The organism is Myxococcaceae bacterium JPH2, from assembly GCA_016458225.1.
Classification (GTDB): Bacteria; Myxococcota; Myxococcia; order Myxococcales; family Myxococcaceae; genus Citreicoccus.
Genome location: JAEMGR010000014.1, coordinates 78,679 through 96,271, shown reverse-complemented (window position 1 = coordinate 96,271; position 17,593 = coordinate 78,679). Strand labels below are relative to the sequence as shown.

The 17,593-nt window shown below is 70.6% G+C and carries 13 protein-coding genes; 4 read left to right on the top strand and 9 right to left on the bottom strand.

Translation table 11 applies throughout. The features are described 5' to 3' along the window. Positions 1-71 precede the first annotated feature (71 nt). Complete coding sequence (locus tag JGU66_21850; protein ID MBJ6763419.1) at positions 72-569, bottom strand: hypothetical protein; 498 nt, start codon at positions 567-569, stop codon at positions 72-74. 169 nt (positions 570-738) lie between these two features. Next, entirely contained in the window at positions 739-2,478 is a 1,740-nt protein-coding gene (locus JGU66_21845) for a hypothetical protein (GenBank protein MBJ6763418.1), read from the bottom strand. Positions 2,479-2,624: 146 nt separating this feature from the next. Here JGU66_21845 and JGU66_21840 point away from each other — a divergent pair, with 146 nt between their 5' ends. Next, the gene (locus JGU66_21840; GenBank protein MBJ6763417.1) at positions 2,625-4,154 is read left to right on the top strand and encodes a cyclic nucleotide-binding domain-containing protein; all 1,530 of its coding nucleotides are present in this window, start codon (positions 2,625-2,627) and stop codon (positions 4,152-4,154) included. 1 nt (position 4,155) lies between these two features. On the opposite strand, the gene JGU66_21835 is transcribed toward JGU66_21840, so the two are convergent. The 6 genes from JGU66_21835 to JGU66_21810 all read right to left on the bottom strand — a co-directional run bounded on the left by JGU66_21835 (position 4,156) and on the right by JGU66_21810 (position 12,060). Further along, positions 4,156-5,181 (bottom strand): histidine kinase, encoded by a 1,026-nt coding sequence (locus tag JGU66_21835; protein MBJ6763416.1) that lies wholly within the window; start codon positions 5,179-5,181, stop codon positions 4,156-4,158. 1 nt (position 5,182) lies between these two features. Continuing rightward, positions 5,183-6,844 carry an FAD-dependent oxidoreductase gene (locus JGU66_21830; GenBank protein ID MBJ6763415.1) on the bottom strand — a complete coding sequence of 554 codons (1,662 nt, stop codon included), beginning with the start codon at positions 6,842-6,844 and terminating at the stop codon, positions 5,183-5,185. A 114-nt stretch (positions 6,845-6,958) separates the two neighbouring features. Beyond that, positions 6,959-8,851 carry a hypothetical protein gene (locus JGU66_21825; GenBank protein MBJ6763414.1) on the bottom strand — a complete coding sequence of 631 codons (1,893 nt, stop codon included), beginning with the start codon at positions 8,849-8,851 and terminating at the stop codon, positions 6,959-6,961. A gap of 28 nt (positions 8,852-8,879) precedes the next feature. Continuing rightward, entirely contained in the window at positions 8,880-10,616 is a 1,737-nt protein-coding gene (locus JGU66_21820) for a caspase family protein (protein ID MBJ6763413.1), read from the bottom strand. Next, complete coding sequence (locus JGU66_21815) at positions 10,613-11,368, bottom strand: hypothetical protein (protein ID MBJ6763412.1); 756 nt, start codon at positions 11,366-11,368, stop codon at positions 10,613-10,615. Before JGU66_21815 ends, JGU66_21820 begins: the two co-directional genes overlap by 4 nt. Then, a complete protein-coding gene (locus JGU66_21810) occupies positions 11,365-12,060 on the bottom strand; it encodes a sigma-70 family RNA polymerase sigma factor (GenBank protein ID MBJ6763411.1) in 696 nt (231 codons plus the stop codon). Before JGU66_21810 ends, JGU66_21815 begins: the two co-directional genes overlap by 4 nt. Positions 12,061-12,307: 247 nt before the next feature. Between JGU66_21810 and JGU66_21805 the strand changes: the two genes are divergently transcribed. After that, the gene (locus JGU66_21805; GenBank protein MBJ6763410.1) at positions 12,308-13,612 is read left to right on the top strand and encodes a hypothetical protein; all 1,305 of its coding nucleotides are present in this window, start codon (positions 12,308-12,310) and stop codon (positions 13,610-13,612) included. A 63-nt stretch (positions 13,613-13,675) separates the two neighbouring features. Here JGU66_21805 and JGU66_21800 read toward each other — a convergent pair whose 3' ends face one another. Next, complete coding sequence (locus JGU66_21800; protein MBJ6763409.1) at positions 13,676-15,991, bottom strand: lamin tail domain-containing protein; 2,316 nt, start codon at positions 15,989-15,991, stop codon at positions 13,676-13,678. A 231-nt stretch (positions 15,992-16,222) separates the two neighbouring features. On the opposite strand from JGU66_21800, the gene JGU66_21795 reads away from it, so the two are divergent. Then, a complete protein-coding gene (locus tag JGU66_21795) occupies positions 16,223-16,696 on the top strand; it encodes a transcriptional regulator (GenBank protein MBJ6763408.1) in 474 nt (157 codons plus the stop codon). Positions 16,697-16,805: 109 nt separating this feature from the next. Next, positions 16,806-17,591: a nucleotide exchange factor GrpE gene (gene grpE / locus JGU66_21790; protein ID MBJ6763407.1), complete on the top strand. Its 786-nt coding sequence runs from the start codon at positions 16,806-16,808 to the stop codon at positions 17,589-17,591. The last annotated feature ends 2 nt before the right edge of the window (positions 17,592-17,593 follow it).

Below are 17,593 nucleotides of genomic sequence, written 5' to 3'. Positions count from 1 at the left end.
CTCGAAGGCCCGAGGGAACTCGGGCGCGGCGGAAGCTAACCAAGCGGGCTGGATACTGCACGCATTTTCAGTCACACCCACTTGAGCGAGAAGCGCCGGGTGGTGCCGCGCGTCGTGACCTTCGTCTCGGTGACGAGCTTGCCCAGTCCCATCAAGAAGCCTCGGAACGTGCCGAGCAGCAGCGCGGAGGGGAGGCGCGACTCGGTCTCGAGTTCAGCGGACGTGGTGGTGAAGGCCACGGTGCGCATGGACTCGCCGGCGGGCAGGTCGCGCACCGCGTCGCGCGACAGGGCGTCGTAGCCGCCGAACACCTTCTCCACCGAGTCGATGCCGCGCGCGCGAAACAGCGGCAGCGAGCGCATCACCGACTTCTGCGCGAGCGCTTCCATGCCCTTGTCTCCGAGCGCCGTCTGAAGCTCGCTCGTCATCCGCACGTAGTCCTCCCAGTCGTACCAGGCTTCGTCTCGCATGCTGTTGACGAACTGCTGCTGCTGCGGAAAGCGATGCGACGCGGCAGTCATCGAGCCGATGATTGCCTTGAAGTACGCGCCTTGAATCTGACCGGCCATGGGTTCCTCACGGTTTGACGTGGACGGACCTCGCCCGAAAGCGAGGCGGCTCCACTTCACGTCCGGAGGGGAACTCCGACCATGGTCCCGCGGGACCGCCGTGCACGGGCGGACGCTCGTGCGCACGGCGGGGCGAGACCGAGGCCCTGCAGCGTCAGGCGTTGGACGTTCAGGGGCTCGCGCGCAGGGGCTGCTTCGCCAGGCGCTGCGCGAAGGTGTCCGTGCGTGTGCCCGCGACGCACACCGGCAACCCCTCCACCACGCCGCAGCTCGCGCCGGCGCCGAGGAAGTCGGGCAGGTTCTCCGGCGCCACGACGTAGGCGGTGTCCTCGGCCACGCCGCCGCGAGGGAGTCGCGCCTGGCACTCCTCAGCAAGCTCGGGGGGCGTGCGCGAGGCATAGCCGCTGTTGAACGTGAGGCCCTCGCGGTAGGCCACGTAGGCGAGCGCGTTCACCAGCGGCTCGTTGTAGCGGCACACCCACTGGACGTGGGGCGGGAAGAGGGCGAGGTGCGGATAGGCGCCCTTCAGCTCCGCCCACGCGGGAGACTCCAGGCGTCGGAAGTCTCCGAGTCGATGCAAGGGACTGCGCTCCGTGCGCACGTCGCTGGCCTGCACCGCGACGGCCATTGCGAGCACGACGGTGACCACCCACGGGCGCTGTCGCCACAGGCGCGCCACCAGCAGCACGGCCCCGCAGACCAGCAGGTAGTGCATGGGCCACACGAAGCGGCCCGAGGCGCGGAACGCATTCGTCAGCGTGGCGAGCCGCGCATACGGCGCGCTCAGGTCGGCCACGGGCGCGCCCAGCAGCGTCACGTGCGAGGACAGCGCATAGACGACCATCAACGCGGCGACGAGGGTCGCGGGCAGTGCACGGCGCCACGGCAGCGCGCGCACTTCTCTCCAGCGCACTGCGAGACTGAACATCGCCTGCGTCAGCAGCAGCAAGGCCCCCGCGCCCAGGTATCCATAGCCCTCGCCCTGGCGCGGCCCCGAGGGAAGGCTGGGCAGCCAGCGCGACCAGCCGAGCGGATTCACCCACGTGGCGAGGTCCGCGGAGAACTCGCCGAAGCCCTCCGCGCCCAGCGCGCTGCCGCCGAAGTAGCCGAAGAGGGAGAACAGCGCCCCGTCGAGCACCGCGATTCCCACCACCGCCACGGCCGCGCGCTTCAGGTCCAGCGCGCCGTCCCACAGGAGCCGCGCCGCGAGCGCCAACGTGAGGGGGAACAGCATCGCGACCCAGTACGGATGCGTGCCCGCGGCCACCGCGTTGAAGAGGGCGGCGAGCCAGAGGGCGCGTCGCGCATCGCTCGGGTGAGCATTACTGCGCAGGTCCAGCCATAGCATCGCGACGAGCAGCCAGTGCGCGCACAGCGTCGGGTGACTGAAGCGCGCCGCCATCACCGGCGCCAAGGTCAGCAGCACGCCGCCGAGCACCTGATGCACCGCGCGCGTGGACACGGTGGCCACCAGCCTCGCGCCGAAGTACCCCATCAGCACGAAGCACAGCGCCAGCCACGCGCCGGTGTACTGGAAGTCCAGAGGCAGCAGGCGGGAGAAGGGCTTGAACAGCACCGCCAGCCACGGGTTGCCATCGGTGAGCGCCACCGATGAGCCATACGGATGGAAGTGATTGGGCGCGGCGCCGAGCGGCAGGCCCCAGGGCGCGTTGCGGAAGAAGAGCCAGCCCATCACGTGCGCGGCCCAGTCCTCGTGCATCATCCATGCGATGCGCGTGGGCGGGATGACGGCGCCACCTCCCAGGCACAGGAACCAGCCCAGGCCCCCGAGCGCGGCGAGCAGGCGCGGCAGGCGGCGCTCGGGCCGAGGCTCGGGCGGAGCGACGAGGGACGGGGAGGGCGCGGACGGAGCAGCTTCGTCCCGCGCGGGCATGCTCGGGGTCGACATGGGCGGCCTTGAAAGGGGGCCGACTGTACCCCGCGCGTCGTTCCTCACAAGCGCTCCCGGCTCACGATGGGCGCCAGCGTCACCGAGGGCACGGCAGGTCGAGCGCCGTGCGGACGAGGCCGAACGGGAGACAGCGGAGCGCGCGCGTGGCGCGCATCGTTGAACACATGAAGCCGGAGCCCACGTCTGCGCCCACGGCGCCCCCTCCCGATGCCGCTCGCTTCCTCACGCTGGAGGAGGTGCGCCGCGTGCCTTTGCTCTCCGGCGCGGGCGATGAGGAGGCCGCCTGGCTGCGCGCCGAATCGGTGGAGGTGCGGCTGGAGTCCGGTGAGTGGGTGGGGCGCGAGGGCGAGCCCGCGTCCTTCTTCATCGTCCTGGAGGGAGAGCTGCGCATCACCAAGAACGTGGCCGGAGTGGAGATGCTCGTCAGCCACTTCCAAGCGGGCGACTTCTTCGGCGAGGTGCCGCTGCTGCTCGGTCAGGGCTTTCTCGCCAGTGCCCGCGCGCTGCTCCCCTCGCGCTTGCTGCGCCTGACGGACCGGGCCTTCTGGCAGATGCTGGCCAACTGCCCCACCGCGAACGAGCAGATCCTCCGGAAGATGGCCGAGCGCAGCCGCGCGCTTCAGACCATCGCCTTCCAGCAGGAGAAGCTGGCGTCGCTGGGCACGCTGGCCGCGGGGCTCGCGCACGAGCTGAACAATCCCGTGTCGGCGGTCATGCGCGGCGTGCATGACCTGGAGGATGCGCTCCAGTCCCTGCCCACGTTGGCGCTCGCGCTGGACTGTCGCGCGTTGGCGGGCGCTCAAGTGCGCGCGCTGCTCGTGCCCGGAGCGCTGGCGGTGGTGACGCTCGGCTCGCTCGACCGCAGTGACGCGGAGGAGCGGCTGTCGGAGTGGCTGGAGGCGCGCGGGGTGCCCGAGCCTTGGGCCCTCGCGCCCGAGCTGGTGGAGGCGGGACTGGATGCGGAGCGACTCGCCCAGGACACCGAGGGCCTGTCCGGCGACGTGCTGACCGGAACGCTGCGCTGGGTGGCTGCCACGCGCGGCATCTCCGTGGTGCTGGAGCAAGTGCGGCAGGCGGGCGGACGCATCAGCTCATTGGTGAACGCGGCCCGCTCCTACACGTACCTGGACCAGGCGCCGCTCCAGCGCGTGGACGTGCACGAGGGTTTGGAGAGCACGCTGACCATGCTGGCGCATCGGCTGCGCGGCGTGCGCGTGGTGCGCGACTACGACGCCACGCTGCCGCGCATCACCGCCTACGGCACCGAGCTGAACCAGGTGTGGACCAGCCTCATCGAGAACGCGGCGGACGCGATGGCGGGAAGCGAGACGGGCACGGGGCGGCTGCGGCTGAGCACGCGCCGAGATGGAGACCACGTGGTGGTCGATGTGGCGGATGACGGACCGGGCATCCCCTCGGAGGTGCAGCCGCGCATCTTTGACCCGTTCTTCACCACGAAGGGCGTGGGCGAAGGAACGGGCCTGGGGCTGAGCATCACCCATCGCGTGGTGTCCATGCTCCATCGCGGCGAGCTGCGCGTCAGCTCGGTGCCGGGTGACACGCGCTTCGAGGTGCGGCTGCCCATGGACCTGGACACGGTCCTCGCGTCGCCACGGACTCCCCCGCGCGTTGCGCACCCCAGCGCGGTGCCGGAGGAGTTGCGCGGCGCCTGACTCATGAGGGACGCAGCGGCAGCTCCACACGGAAGCGCGTGCGCCCCGGTCGTGACTCCAGGCGCAGCGCGCCGTGATGACCTTGCTCGATGATGCGTCGACTGATGTCGAGGCCCAGGCCGGTTCCCTGGCCTCGGGGCTTGGTGGTGAAGAACGGCTCGAAGACGCGAGCGCCCACTTCGGGGGGAACGCCTGGGCCATCGTCGATGATGTCCACGCACAGGTGCTCGTCCTCGCGCGAGGTGCGCACCTCCAGGTGGCCATGGCCATTCATGGCGTCGATGGCGTTGTCGATGAGGTTGGTCCACACCTGGTTCAGCTCGGTGGGGTTTGCCTGGAGGTGGGGCAGGGCTCGGTCGTAGTCGCGCTTCACCGTCACGCCGTGCTTCAGCTTGTAGTTGAGCAGCACCAGCGTGGTGTCCAGGCCCTCATGCACGTCCACCTCCGCGTGCGCGTCGCCGCCCGTGCGCGCGTAGGACTTCACGGCCAGGGCCAGCTCGGACAAGCGCGCGGTGCTCTGCCGCACCTCCACGAGCAGCGCGCGGGAGCGCACCAGCGCTTCGAGCCATGCGAGCGCGTCGGGCAGCGACTCGTTCGGAAGCGAGGTCGCGAGCGGTTCGAGCTGCGTCCGACCGATGCCCGCGTCCAGCAGCGTGGGCGCGAGACCCCAGGCATCACGCACCCCTTGGCCATCCAGCCAGTCCGCCAGCGCATCTTCCGCGTCGCCTCGCGCGAGCGGCTCCATGTCTCGCGTCGCGCCGCGACCCTGGCTCTCGCGACACACGCGCAAGAGGCCCAGCCGCTGCTCGGGCGTGAGCCGCCACCGGTCCAACCCGAGCGACAAGTCCTCCGCTGCGTCCAAGGCCTGGGCGAGCTGCTCGGCCGCGCGTCGCCCGGCGGTGGCGGGGTTGTTCATCTCATGCGCGAGCCCCGCGGCATGGCGCCCCAGCGCGGCCAGTCGCTCCTGGCGTTGGAGCGCGGTCTCCAGGCACTCCTGTCGCTCGGGTCCTTCCAGGTTCGTGCCCACGTCACACCTCGCTCAGGTATTGGTGGATGAACGAGATGGCGATGGAGCCCTCGCCCACGCCCGAGGCCACCCGCTTCACCGATGCATGCCGCACGTCGCCCGCGGCGAAGACGCCCGGCACGTTCGTCTCCAGCAGGTAGGGCGCTCGCTCCAGCCGCCAGCCTCGGGGCCGCGCGCCCTCCGGCATCAGGTCCGGTCCGGTGAGGAGGTAGCCGCGTGCATCGCGCTCCACCACGCCTTCCAGCCACTCGGTCCGAGGCACCGCGCCAATCATGATGAACAGCGAGGCGGCGGGCACCTCGCGCTCGCCGGGGGCTCCTTCGGTCTGCAAGCGCAGGCGCTCCAGGTGGCCCGCGCCTTCCACGCGGGTGACGCGCGTGCGCAAGAGCACCTCCACATTCGGCGTGGTGCGCACCTGCTCCACCAGATAGCTGGACATGCCGTGCTCCAGCGAGTCGCCGCGCACCAGCAGCGTCACCTTTCGGGCGAACTGCGCGAAGTACAGCGCGGACTGGCCCGCGGAGTTGGCGCCGCCGACGATGTAGACGTCCTCGTCCTTGCAGAGCAGGGCCTCGGTGCGGGCGGCGCCGTAATACACGCCCGCGCCCGTGAGTTCGTCGATGCCCGGCACGTCCAGCCTGCGCCACTGCACCCCCGTCGCGACGAGCAGCGCGTGGCAGCTCAGCTCCGCGCCATCCGCCAGCGTCACCACGCGGTACGGGTCCTGGACGCGCAGGCCCGTCACCTCCTGCGGCGAGAGAATCTCCACGCCGAAGCGCGCCGCCTGCGTCACCGCGCGCCGCGCCAGGTCCGCGCCGCTCAGGCCCGTGGGGAAGCCCAGGTAGTTCTCGATGCGCGAGCTGGTGCCCGCCTGTCCCCCCGGTGCGGTGCGCTCCACCATCACCGTGCTCAGGCCCTCGGACGCGCCATACACCGCGCCAGCGAGGCCCGCGGGCCCACCGCCGACGATGACCAGGTCATAGAAGGGCTTGGTGGGTCGCGTCTTCAACCCGATGCGCGCCGCCACCTCCGAGGTGCTCGGCGCCATCAGCCGCGTGCCGTCCGGGAAGAGCACCAGCGGCAGCTTCTCCACGCCCTCGGAGGCGCGCGCGAGCAGGGCCCGTCCCTCCGCGCTGACCTCCACGTCCAGCCACTGATAGGGAATCTGGTTGCTGCCCAGGAAATCCTTCAGCACGTGCGAGCGCGGCGACCAGCGATTGCCCAGCACGCGGATGCCCTCGAAGGCGGGGCGGTGGTTGGCCTGCCAGTCCTCGAGCAGGTCCGTCACCACCGGGTAGAGGCGCTCCTCGGGCGGTTCCCACGGCTTCAGCAGGTAGTGGTCCAGCCGCACTTCGTTGATGGCGTGGATGGCCGCTTGCGTATCCGCGTAGGCGGTGAGCAGCACGCGCTTGGCGTCGTCATAGAGGGCGCGGGCGCGTTCGAGGAACTCCACGCCCGTGAGCCCCGGCATGCGCTGGTCCACCAGGAACAAGGCCACCGCGTCGCCGCGAAGCTGGAGCTGATGCAGGGCCTCCAGTCCCGCCTCGCCGCGATCCGCGCCGAGGATGCGGTAGTCGCGCCCGTAGTGGCGACGCAGGTCGCGCTCCACCGCGCGCAGCACTTCGGGGTCATCGTCCACTGCCAGGATGACGGGCTTGGCCATGCGCTCGGCCTCCGCTGTCACAACGCGCGAGGCCCCCGCCCTGTGCGCGAGCGAGCAGTCCAGCCCGCCCTCGGAGGTTCGCGACGCGGCGGAGCGACCGCGCGCGAGTTGCGCTCAGGGCGCTGGTGGACAGGTGGCGCTGTCGTCGTTGCCGTCGATGCCCAGCATGTCCGCCTCGCCGATGAACGTGGCTTGAGCGAGCGTGGTGGCGAGGCAGGTGGGCAGGCTCGGGTTGGCGCGCACGTGGAAGCCCAAGGACACGCGCGCGAGAGCGTCGAGGCGCAGCCGGGTCAGCGCCGGGTTGTTGGCCACCACGAGGATCCGCACGTCGTGCAGGGCGCCCAGGTCCTCCAGGCTGCCCAGCCTCGCGTTCTCCAACACGAGCATCTCGTCCAGGCGCAGCACGTCGCGCAGCGCGGGCATCGCTTCCAGCAGCGGATTGCCGATGACCTGGAGCGACCCGAGCGAGCGCAGCGCCGGCAGGTCCTCCACGCGCCGCACCGCCACGTTGCCGAGCACCGCGAGGCGCTCGCCCACCCACAGCAGCGCGGGCATGTGGCCCACCGACTCCAGCCTCGGGTTGAGCGAGAACGCGATGCTGTCCGTGACGTGCATGAGCGAGTCGAGGCCCTGGGTGGACGTGAGGCCCGCGTTCTCGCTCACGTCGATGCTCCCCGCGAACTGCAACGACTCCAGGCCCGCGAGGCTCGTGAGGAGCGGGTTGTTGCGCACGGTGAGGGCGCCGCCCAAGGTGACGAGGGGCGCGCTCGTGAGCTTGAAGAGCGCGGGGTTGTCCGCGATGAGCACGTCTCCCAGCACGCCGGACAGGCCCGGTAGATCCACGCTGGGCAGGCGCGCGTTGCCCGTGACGGACAGCGACGTCAGCCCCTGGATGCAGGACAGCCCGCTCAGGCTCCCCAGCGAGAGGTTGTCCGCGACGATGAGGCTCTGAGGCCGCAGGCAGCCCAGCTCGGCCAGGGCGCGCAGCGCGGGGTTCTCCCTCACCTCGAAGGTCGTGCCCACGCGCAGCACCGCGTCCGAACCCGGGTTGCCCAGGACGAGCCGGAGCAGGACGTCATTGCGGCTCACTTGGAGGGAGTCGCGCACGGACAGCAGGTGGCCCAGCTCCACGGTGCGCAGTTGGGGATTGCCGTGGATGAGGACGCTGCCCTCCACCACCTCCAGGTCTGGGAGGCCAAGCGACGCCAGCTCCGTGTACTCCACCGTCAGGCTTCCCCGGATGCGCTGCACGCCTCGGAGCGCCGCGACATCCGCCGCGTTGCGCACGAGGGCCTCTCCGTCGAACGTGGTCACGGGCGTGCGGGGCTTGCAGATGGAGACGGTGGCGCCCACCTCCGTGTCGTCGAGTTCGCCATCGCCATCCGCGTCCACGCCAGCCAGGACGCGCGTGCCGCCGGTCGCGCATCGGCTGGTGGGCTCGGGCTCGTCATCCAGGCGGGTCACCACCGCGCTGCTCGTGGCGCAGACGACGCTGGATGCCTCCACCTCCGCGTTGGCCAGCAGCCCGTCGCCGTCGCGATCCTCTCCGGCCTCCACCACCGTGCCGCCATCGGGGCAGTGCGAGTCCGCGGCCCCGTCGTGCGTGCGCGTGAGCAGGGGGCGAAGCTCGGTGCAGACGACCGCCTCTCGCGTCACCTCCGCGTCGTCGAGCAGCCCGTCCGCGTTGGCATCCGCGCCCGCGCGGGCGACGTGACCTCCATGCGGACACCGCGCGCCTGGAGCCTCCAGGGCGACGCGCACGAGCACGCCCGGCGTGGTGGCGTTGCAGAGGTACTCGAGGGAGGTGACCTCGGTGTCGCTCAGCGCGCCGTCGCCATCCAGGTCAACGCCCGCGGCCACCGCGTGTCCGCCTTGGGCGCAGTGCTCGCCAGAAGGCTCCAGCTCGATGCGGGTCATCACCGCGCCGCGCAGCCCCAACTCTCGCCAATCAATGCCGCCGCAGCCGCTCGTGAACACGAGCAGCGCGAGCAGCGTCCCCCCACGCATCGCCAGTCTCCGAATCCGCCAGGTCGCGTCAGCGACGCAGCACGAGTTCCAAGCCGTACTGCCGATCCCACGTGTTCTCGCCGTTCACGGTGACGCGGTCCGTGCCCAGCGTGGCGGACAGGCGCAGCCGGACACCCAGCAGCCGCGCGGTGACGCCCGCCGCCAGGTTGGCCACGAGCATCGATGGGTCACCCTGTCGCACCGAGGGACCTCCCGGCTGCTGCGCCGGCGCCGTGAGGCCCATCATCCCCCAGCCCACCGCGGCCTCCACGAAGACTGGAGTGCGCGCCGCGTCCTGCGTTCCCACCACGCCCTGCACCGTGAGGCGGTGGATGCGCAGCCCGTCGCGCGCTTGCGGCGTCAGCCCGTAGGCGGCGCGCACGCCGTAGTAGAAGTTGGGCTCGGGCGCGCTGCGCCACGCGAGGCTCGGCCCCACGGAGAAGCCGCCCAGTCCCAGCGGCGCCGTGGTGCCCGCCAATCCCATCTCCCAGGTGGACGCCGGAGCCAGCGGCCGCGCGTCCAACAGCCCACCGCCCGACGACGCGAGGCGACGGATGCCGGAGAAGTCCACCGCCACCAGTCCCGCGGTGGCCACGAACTGCTCGTAGAAGCTCCGGTCCAGCGGCACGGCGAAGAGTCCCTGGCGCAGGGCCTCCTCGGCGGGGCCTCGCTCCTGGAGTTCGCGGGGCTCCATGTGCGGCATGCCCGCCGCGAGCTGCGCCAGCGTCACCCGCGCCTCGCCCGTGGGCGAGCGCACCCAGTACACGTCGCGCTCGGGGAGCAGCAGCTGCACCCACTGCTGCTGGGTGCGCCGCACGTCCGCCAGCCGCCGTCCGTCCGAGTCCTCCACGGAGATGCGCGCGTACTCCAGGCCCGCGGGCAGGGTGAGGGTGGGGCCCTCGGGCGCGGGGCCCACCAGGGGCCGCCGGGGCTCGCGCGTGGGCGCGAAGGCGTTCACCGTCAGCCGCGCCGGCATGCTCCGCACGCCATGCAGCGACGCGGCCACGAAGGCGGCCAGCTCGCTGTACTCCACCAGCCCGTCGCCGTTGATGTCCGCGCCGCCCATCAGGCCCGAGCGCGCCACGTGGCTGAAGACGCCCGCGCGGATGCGCGACCACTCGTGGGTCTCGCCGTCATCGCTCTCCGCGAAGAGGGCGCCCACGTTGGGACGCGAGGCGAGCTGCTCCCGCGCCAGCACGCCGCGCAGCTCCGCCAGGACCGCCGCGTCCGGAGTGCCACCGCGCCGACCCACCACGCCCGAGGCGCGACAGGCGTCCACGATGACGTGCACGTAGTCGGCGCCGAGCGGATCCACCACCTCCGAGTACAGGCTGGTGCGGTCGAGCCGTCCGCCCGCGAGCGTGAAATACGCGCGGCCCGCCTCATCCGTGTTGCCGTGGCCCACGTAGATGACGAGCACGTCCGTCTGCCGTCCCAGGGAACGGTCCACCTGGATGGCCGCGTGCAGCCGCGCCACTTCCTGGGACACCGCCTGCGGCGTGGGCACGCGCGCGGCTCGCAGCACGGCGCTGCCTCCCTCGCGCGTGGCCTCGTCGGGATCCACCAGGAGCGTGGTCTCCACGCCCAGTCGCTGGAGCGTCTCCGCCCACAGCACGCCGTCATCGTCCGCGAAGCGCAGCGCAGGCAGGGCGGGATCATCACTTCCGTTGTGCGCGATGACGAGCGCGCGTCGCGTCGCGGCGGCGTTCGCATCCAAGGCCACGCAGAGCGAGGCCGCTCCCAGCAGCATTCCGAGCCGTCTCATGGCGACCCCTCGACTCGGACCTCCTGCTTCAACACCACGACCCCATCCGTCTTCTCGCCGTGCAGTGCCGCCACCGTGGTGGCGGGCTGGGCGGAGAACGCGGCGGTGACCTCCACCCGCTGTGCATTCTCTGTGAGAGGGACGGTCAGCTCCAAGGGGTGCTCGCCGCCGGGCGTGCCTTCGAGCGAGAAGGGACCGCTCACCTCCTCGGCGGCGCCGCCCACGGACACCCGCACCGCCACGTGGCTGAGCGGCTGCCGCGCCCCCGCCGCGAAGGCGAGGGTGGAGCCCCGCGGGCAGGACTCACCCGCGCGCAGCTCGCGCATTGGATGGCCGGACACCGCGCAGAAGATGCGCAGCGCGACCTCCGTGGTGGGGTGGCTCTGCTGCCCCCGCGAGCGCCACTCGTGCGTGGCGAGCTGGGGCGTCAGCGTCACCACCAGGAGCGTGGCCGCCAGCGCCGCGCCCAGGACCGTCAGCGATGGCCAGCGGGTGCGCGACTCCTCGGGCGCCGCCGCGGCCAGCGCCGCCTGCAGGCCCGCGGACGTGAGCAGCTCCTGCTCGCGCGGGCTGGGCGCCTCCGGGGTGCCCGTCTCCAACATGCGATGGGCGCGCATCCAGCGCTCATAGCGCGGACCGCAGCGTGGGCAGGCGTGGGCGTGGCGCATCAGCCGCGCGCCCTCGCGGGGGTCCAGCTCCCCCAGGGACCACCGGGTCAACCCGGCGTCCACGTGTCTCTCGTACCACCTCATGGTGTGCTCCCGAGCCCGAGTGCGCACAGGGCGAGCGTCGCCACGAGGACGCCCAGCTCCAGTCGCCCCGGGGCGAAATCCGTCTCCAGCCAGCCCGAGGTCTTGAGGTGCTCGGCGAACTGGAGGCGCAGCTTGCGCTCGCGCACCCGCAACTCACCGCGCGTGAGCGCGAGCTGCGCGGCGGCGGTCTCCTGCGACAGGCCCTCCACGAAGCGCAGCTGGGCCAGCTTCTGCGTGGCCTCCGGCAGCGCCTCCAGGAAGTCCCTCACCAGGGTGCGCACCTCCGCCCCCAGCGCCTCCTCTTCCGGGCTGAGTCCCTCGGTGGGCACCTGCGCCAGCTCCGGCGCCGCGTCCAGGGACACCGCCTCGCGCGCCACCCGCCCCGACGCGCGCATCAGGTCGATGGCTGTCGAGCGCGCCACGGTGAGCAGGAAGCCCAGGTAGGGCCTCACCCCGTCGTAGGCCTGGCGCATGTGGGGACGGAAGGCCCGCACGAACGTCTCCTGGTGGGCCGCGTCCAGGTCCAGCGGCGACAGCGCCACCGAGCGCGTCCCGGACTCCGACTGCACGTTGAAGCGCCGGGACAAGTACCGCAGCACCTCGGGCGAGTAGGTGCGGTACACCTGGGTCAGGACAGACGTGTCCCCCCGGCGAAACGCCTCCAAGACAGATCGATCGCTTCCTGTCAGCACGGTCGCTCCGTCCCACGCGGGCCGGACCGGGCCCGATGCCCGGCCGTCCGTCGCCCTTCCCGGAAGAATACGGAACGGGCCCGCGAATTGGGTCGCTGCACCAACGCGGGCGAAGCGATTCCTTGTGTTCCCGGGACGACGTTTCTTTGGGGCAGGGCTGTCTTGGCTAGTCGTTATGGCAGTTTATGCGGGATTGACAGCGCCGACACATCCCTCCGAGGCTCGTCTTCTTTCCCTGGAGGGCCACATGCCTATCTCCCGCATCAAGACGGGCCCGACGTACACCGCGGACAAGACGCACGCTGCGAACGCGGCCACGCAGAAGAAGCCGCTCCAAGCCACGAAGTCCCCCCCGTCTCCGACGAAGGCGGCGGCGGAGTGGCACTCGGACACGGTGGACTCGAAGAAGGCCGCCCCCCAGGACACCAGCACGCAGAAGATGTTCCAGTCGAAGGAGACGGTCGCGGCGCTGAACTCGCGGCGCGGCAGCCTGTGGAAGTCGCCGTCGTCGCCTACCTCCAGCCGTCCGGCCTCGCCGGATGCGCACGCGGCGGCCTTGGCGAAGCTCCGCCAGGGCGTCCACTTGGAGAACGTGGAAGGCACGCCCCGGCAGTTCATCCAGGAGCAGTGCAACCTCATCAAGGCGGACATCCCGAGCGCGGAGATCCTCCACTACATCGATCAGGGCGGAGACCCGCGGCTGGAGGACAACCAGGACGCGCGCGACGGCATCTGCAGCGCGATGACCTCTGAGTGGATCCGCCTGGGCGCCTCCCACGCGAACATGAACGAGGCCTCCCAGGCCTTCACCCACACGCTGGAGCACGACTTCGGGACGCTCGCCACGAAGCAGGTCGCGGAGATGGCGAAGGGCGCTGAAATCAAGCAGCTCAACGACGCCAACTTGCAGGCCATTCACGGCTTCGAGGGGAAGGTCGACGACGCCAAGACGATGGGCCTTCTGGCCAGGGACATGGACAAGCGGCTGCGCCAGGACAACACCCTGCACAAGCAGCACGCCGCGGCGAACGTCGACGCGCACGTCGATGGGCCCGTGAAGATTTCCGAGGGGGGGACTCCCCTGACCCACAACCAGAGCGCCAGCCTGCGCACGCAGAGCCAGTCTCTGAAGCAGGGCCGCGCGGCCATCAACGCGCAGCTCACCCACGACGTCGCGCACATCCAGCAGGGGCAGGACCACATCCAGGCGCAGACCGAGGCGTTCCGCACGCAGCGCGGGGGTGGAATCCCAGGCACCGTGCTCCACCCGGAGCAGGACATCAATCCGGACACCTTCCGGACCACGCTCTCCCAGAGCACGCAGCAGGATGGTTTCTACCGGCTGGGCATCCGGCGGTCCGAGGGCAGCGGCGAAGGCCACGTCATCGGGCTGCACAAGACCGGGGGCGAGTGCCGCTTGATGGATGCCAACACGGGCGAGTGGAAGGTGGCCAACCACGAGGACCTGAACAAGCTCATCATCGGCCACCTCAACGAGGTCTACATCGAGCGGGGCTACGACCAGTTCAGCCTCACGCACCACCAGCCGTGAGCCCCGCCGCGCGACCTCAGGTGCCCGCCGAGCGGAGTGCTCGACGGGCCTGAACCACCGGGGTCAGAACGCGGTGCCGTTCGAGTGCTTCCCGGGCGAGGACTGGCTGCTCGACAGGCTGGTGTGCAGCACCCACGACCCCGTGTTGCTCGCGTCGGGAGAGCGGTTGTAGGACGTGCCCGTGTAGGCGTCGACGTAGCTGGTCGAGTCCTCCACGGTGCCGTCCGAGTGTTTGAGATAGAGGCTGTCGCCGGCGCTCCCCTGGTTGACGCCTCGGTCGAAGCGCAGCCCCATGCCGCCGTTGGAGGACGTGGCGTTGGTCGCGTTGGCCGGCACCGCCGAGGCCCCCGAGTAGACGACGTACACTTGATGCGCCGGAATCACGGTGCCCTGGGCGAAGACGTGCCGCGTGGGCTCCAGGCCCCGGTGGGACTTGAGGTCGTCGATCCGCCAGCCCGAGATGTCCACCGAGGCGTTCGTGGAGTTGACCAGCTCCACGAACTGCTGGTCGTAGTCCGGCGTGCTCGTCCCCGCCACGTTGAACGGCTGGGGCAGGTACTCGTTGATGAACACAGTGGGCGGCGGCCGGGTCATCGTGAACGCGGCATCGCTCTGGTCGAGCACGGTGGTCTGGTCCACGTCCATCACCTGCACGCGAGCGCTCGTGGTGGCCTCGCGCGGCACGGTCCACGTGTACGTGGCGGGAGTCGCGGGGACGCTGGTGACGATGTCCTTCCAGGTGGCGCCGTTGTCCAGGGTGTAGCGCAGGCGGACGTTGCTCACGCCCGACGACGTCCAGGTGATGGGGAACGTCGCGTCCGCGGCCAGGGTCTCGCCACCATTGGGAGCAGTGAGCCGGAGCTGTCGGGCCGTCGAGGTGGTGGAGAAGTCGAAGCGGGTGAACACCGGGTAGTGATCCGACGTGCTGCTCTTGTAGCTGGTGATGGCCGGGTGGGCCACCGTGGCGGACTTCGCCTCGTAGTGGGCGGCCAGCTCGTTGGACGCGAGCTGATGGTCGATGAACGAGCTGAAGCTCACGGTGGAGCCCTGGGTCGCCGACAGCGCCTGCGTGAGGAAGGTGTAGTGCGTCGAGTCGTTCAGGAACGCACCGAAGGGCGAGGGCAGGTACTGCCCCGTGGCGGTGTCCTTGGTCGTCGAGACATCCACGTCGTCGTTCCAGTCCCCCACCACGAGCGCGTTCGCGTCAGGGAGCTCCGTGTCCAGGTATCCCTTCAGGGCCCCCGCGGCGTCCTTCCGCCGGTCATAGTCATCCTGAGTGGCCATCGCCTTCATGTGGAGCACGAGGAGCGACAGGTCCACCGGGGTCCCATTGCGCGTCACCCGGAAGTCCACGCGCAGCGGCGGGCGCCCCGCGAATTGATAGTCGCTGCCGGTGAGGACGACGCGCGCGCTGAGGACCTGCGCCACGCTCTTCTTGAAGAGCACGCCCACCTTCTGCTCGTCCGCCGTGTAGGAGTTCGAGCCGCCTGGGACGCGCGTGGAGTCGTCCGCGAGGAAGCCGTCGTAGCCGGGGAGCTGGGCAATCAGCGAGTTGAACTGCGCGGTGTCGACGATCTCCGCCACGCCCATGATGTCCGGGTTCAGGGAGGAGATGACCGTCACCGCGTTGGCGAGCTGGAGCGGCTCGTTGGAGGGGCCATGGTCCGGGGTCGGGTCGCCGAACCACTCGATGTTCCAGTTGGCAATCATCAGCGGGAAGGCGGTCTGCGTGCCGCCATCCGTCGTGCCGCCATCTCCCCCGTCGGCGGTGCCTCCCGTGGGGCCGACGAGCTTCAGGTTCAGTGTCGCCGTGGCGACCGCGCCGCTCGCGTCCGTGACGCTCACGGTGAGGACGCGGGTGCCCACCGTGTCTTGGGGCACGCCGCTGATGATTCCCTCGGGCGAGAGCGTCAGGCCCCCCGGGAGTGAGCCTCCCGTCAGGGACCAGCGCAACGGGGGCGCGCCTCCGCTGGCGTTGAGCTCCGCGGTGTACGACGCCCCCATCGTGGCGTCCGGCAGGTCGCGGCTCGTCACCTGCGGCGCGGCCCAGACGCGCAGCGAGTAGGTATGCGAACTCGTCAGGCCCGCGCCGTCGCGGACCGTGACCTCGAAGGGCCAGTCGCCGGCCTGGCTCGCGGGACCAGTCAGCTTCCCGGTGCCCGAGTAGAACGAGCACCCCGGCGGAGGATTGGCCACTGTGTACTGCAGCGGCGCGGTGCCCCCCCGGGCGACGATGACGTACTCGAAGGGGCTGCCCACCGTGGTGGCGGCGAGGTCAGTAGAGGGGAGGATGGGCCCCTCCTGGTCCTTGCCGTCCCCAGAACAGGCCGACAGCGCGACGAGAAGGGCGAGCGCCCCGAGGACTCGGGCAGGCATCATGATGTGCAGGGCTCCGACGAAGGACTCTGGCTGGTCGGCCAATCTAACCTGTTCCGTCTGGCGGTGTCGCTGCCTGCTCCGTTCCGGCCTGTGTGGCAATCACGACATCGCTCGGACGTGTCTCCAGAAAGGATGGAGAGGCTTTGCGCTCTCCCGAGGCGTGCAGTTGGATGGACCCCCCAGTCGGGGGCACGGCCACCAGGGCTTGCCACCAGGACGAGGACTCGAGCCATGAACGAGAAGTGGGACAAGCAGCTGATGGACTTCCTCAAGCGCACCGGTGACGAGCTCAAGCGCTCCACGGATGATCTCCGCGGCGAAGCGGAGCGCCTCCTCAAGGAAGTGCGCGACCCTCAGAACCAGGCCAAGGTGAAGGAGGGACTGGAGCAGCTGCGCGTCTGGGCCTCCACCGCCACCAAGTCGGCCTCGGAGAAGATCGAGACGGCGGTTCGCCGCGTGGAGGGCGCCGTGGAAGGCGCCTTCAATCGCGAGCCCGGCGTGGATGCCGCCGCCCCGGCCTCACCGCGCGCGACCCCCGCGCCAGCGCCCGCCGCGCCCAAGGCTCCGCGCCCCGCGCGAAAGGCGAGCTCAGCGGCGAGCACGTCCAAGTCCATCGGGCGGAAGAAGGGCACGAAGGGCAGTGCCGGACCCGCGAAGAAAGCGGCGAGCAAGAAGTCGATCGGACGCAAGAAGCCCACGTCCTGAGCGTGAAGTTCCGCTGCCCGTGTATCGACTTGCTTGATTGCTCGGACCGGGGTCGTTCAGCCCGGGTGAACTGTTGGATCGCCTGTCGGCGCGTGACATAGTGCGCGCCGTGGCGGGTTCGAACGAAAAGGGCAGTGTTCAAGCGGACATCGGGCAGGACGTCATCGACGAGGCAGTGCGCAGCGTCGAGCGTCGGATGGACGAAGGCGAAGAGGTGGTGACCCAGGTGGAGGTGGAGGCCGCGGAGGCTTCCTCCGAACCGGTGTCCGCCCCGCCCGAGTCGCAGCCGCAGGTCGAGGATGCAGCGGCGCTCCGTCAGGAATTGGAGTCCGTGCGCGCGCAGCTCGAGCTGAGCATGGCCAAGGGCCGCGAGACGATGGAGCGCCTGCGCGAGGCCCACGAGCGCGCCAAGGACTTCCAGGATCGCGCCCTGCGCGCCGCGGCGGACCTGGAGAACTTCCGCAAGCGCGCCCTGAAGGAAAAGGAAGAGGTCCAGAAGTTCGGCGTGGAGAAGCTGCTGAAGGACCTGCTCCCGGTGATGGACAACATGGACCGCGCCCTCGAGGCGGCGGCCAGGTCGCCAGACATCGACAGCTTCCAGAAGGGCGTGGCCATGACGCGCAAGTCCTTCGAGGACGCGCTCGGCAAGCATGGCGTGAAGGCGTTCACCGCGAAGGGCCAGCCGTTCGACCCGCGCCTCCATGAGGCCGTGCAGCAAGTGGAGACCGCCGAGGTTCCGGCGGGGCACGTGGTGATGGAGCTGGTGCGCGGTTTCTTTCTCAATGAGCGGCTGGCTCGGCCGGCGCTCGTCGTGGTGGCGCGCCCGCCCGCGGAGGCGCCCGCGCCGCCCGCGGAGCCCGCGGCATCCGAGCAATCTTCAGGGGGGAGTCAGTAACA

Coding starts and splice junctions, on each gene's coding strand:
- JGU66_21850 (MBJ6763419.1), bottom strand. CDS start 569: ATGGCCGGTCAGATTCAAGGCGCGTACTTCAAGGCAATCATCGGCTCG.
- JGU66_21845 (MBJ6763418.1), bottom strand. CDS start 2,478: ATGTCGACCCCGAGCATGCCCGCGCGGGACGAAGCTGCTCCGTCCGCG.
- JGU66_21830 (MBJ6763415.1), bottom strand. CDS start 6,844: ATGGCCAAGCCCGTCATCCTGGCAGTGGACGATGACCCCGAAGTGCTG.
- JGU66_21825 (MBJ6763414.1), bottom strand. CDS start 8,851: ATGCGTGGGGGGACGCTGCTCGCGCTGCTCGTGTTCACGAGCGGCTGC.
- JGU66_21820 (MBJ6763413.1), bottom strand. CDS start 10,616: ATGAGACGGCTCGGAATGCTGCTGGGAGCGGCCTCGCTCTGCGTGGCC.
- JGU66_21815 (MBJ6763412.1), bottom strand. CDS start 11,368: ATGAGGTGGTACGAGAGACACGTGGACGCCGGGTTGACCCGGTGGTCC.
- JGU66_21805 (MBJ6763410.1), top strand. CDS start 12,308: ATGCCTATCTCCCGCATCAAGACGGGCCCGACGTACACCGCGGACAAG.
- JGU66_21800 (MBJ6763409.1), bottom strand. CDS start 15,991: ATGATGCCTGCCCGAGTCCTCGGGGCGCTCGCCCTTCTCGTCGCGCTG.
- JGU66_21795 (MBJ6763408.1), top strand. CDS start 16,223: ATGAACGAGAAGTGGGACAAGCAGCTGATGGACTTCCTCAAGCGCACC.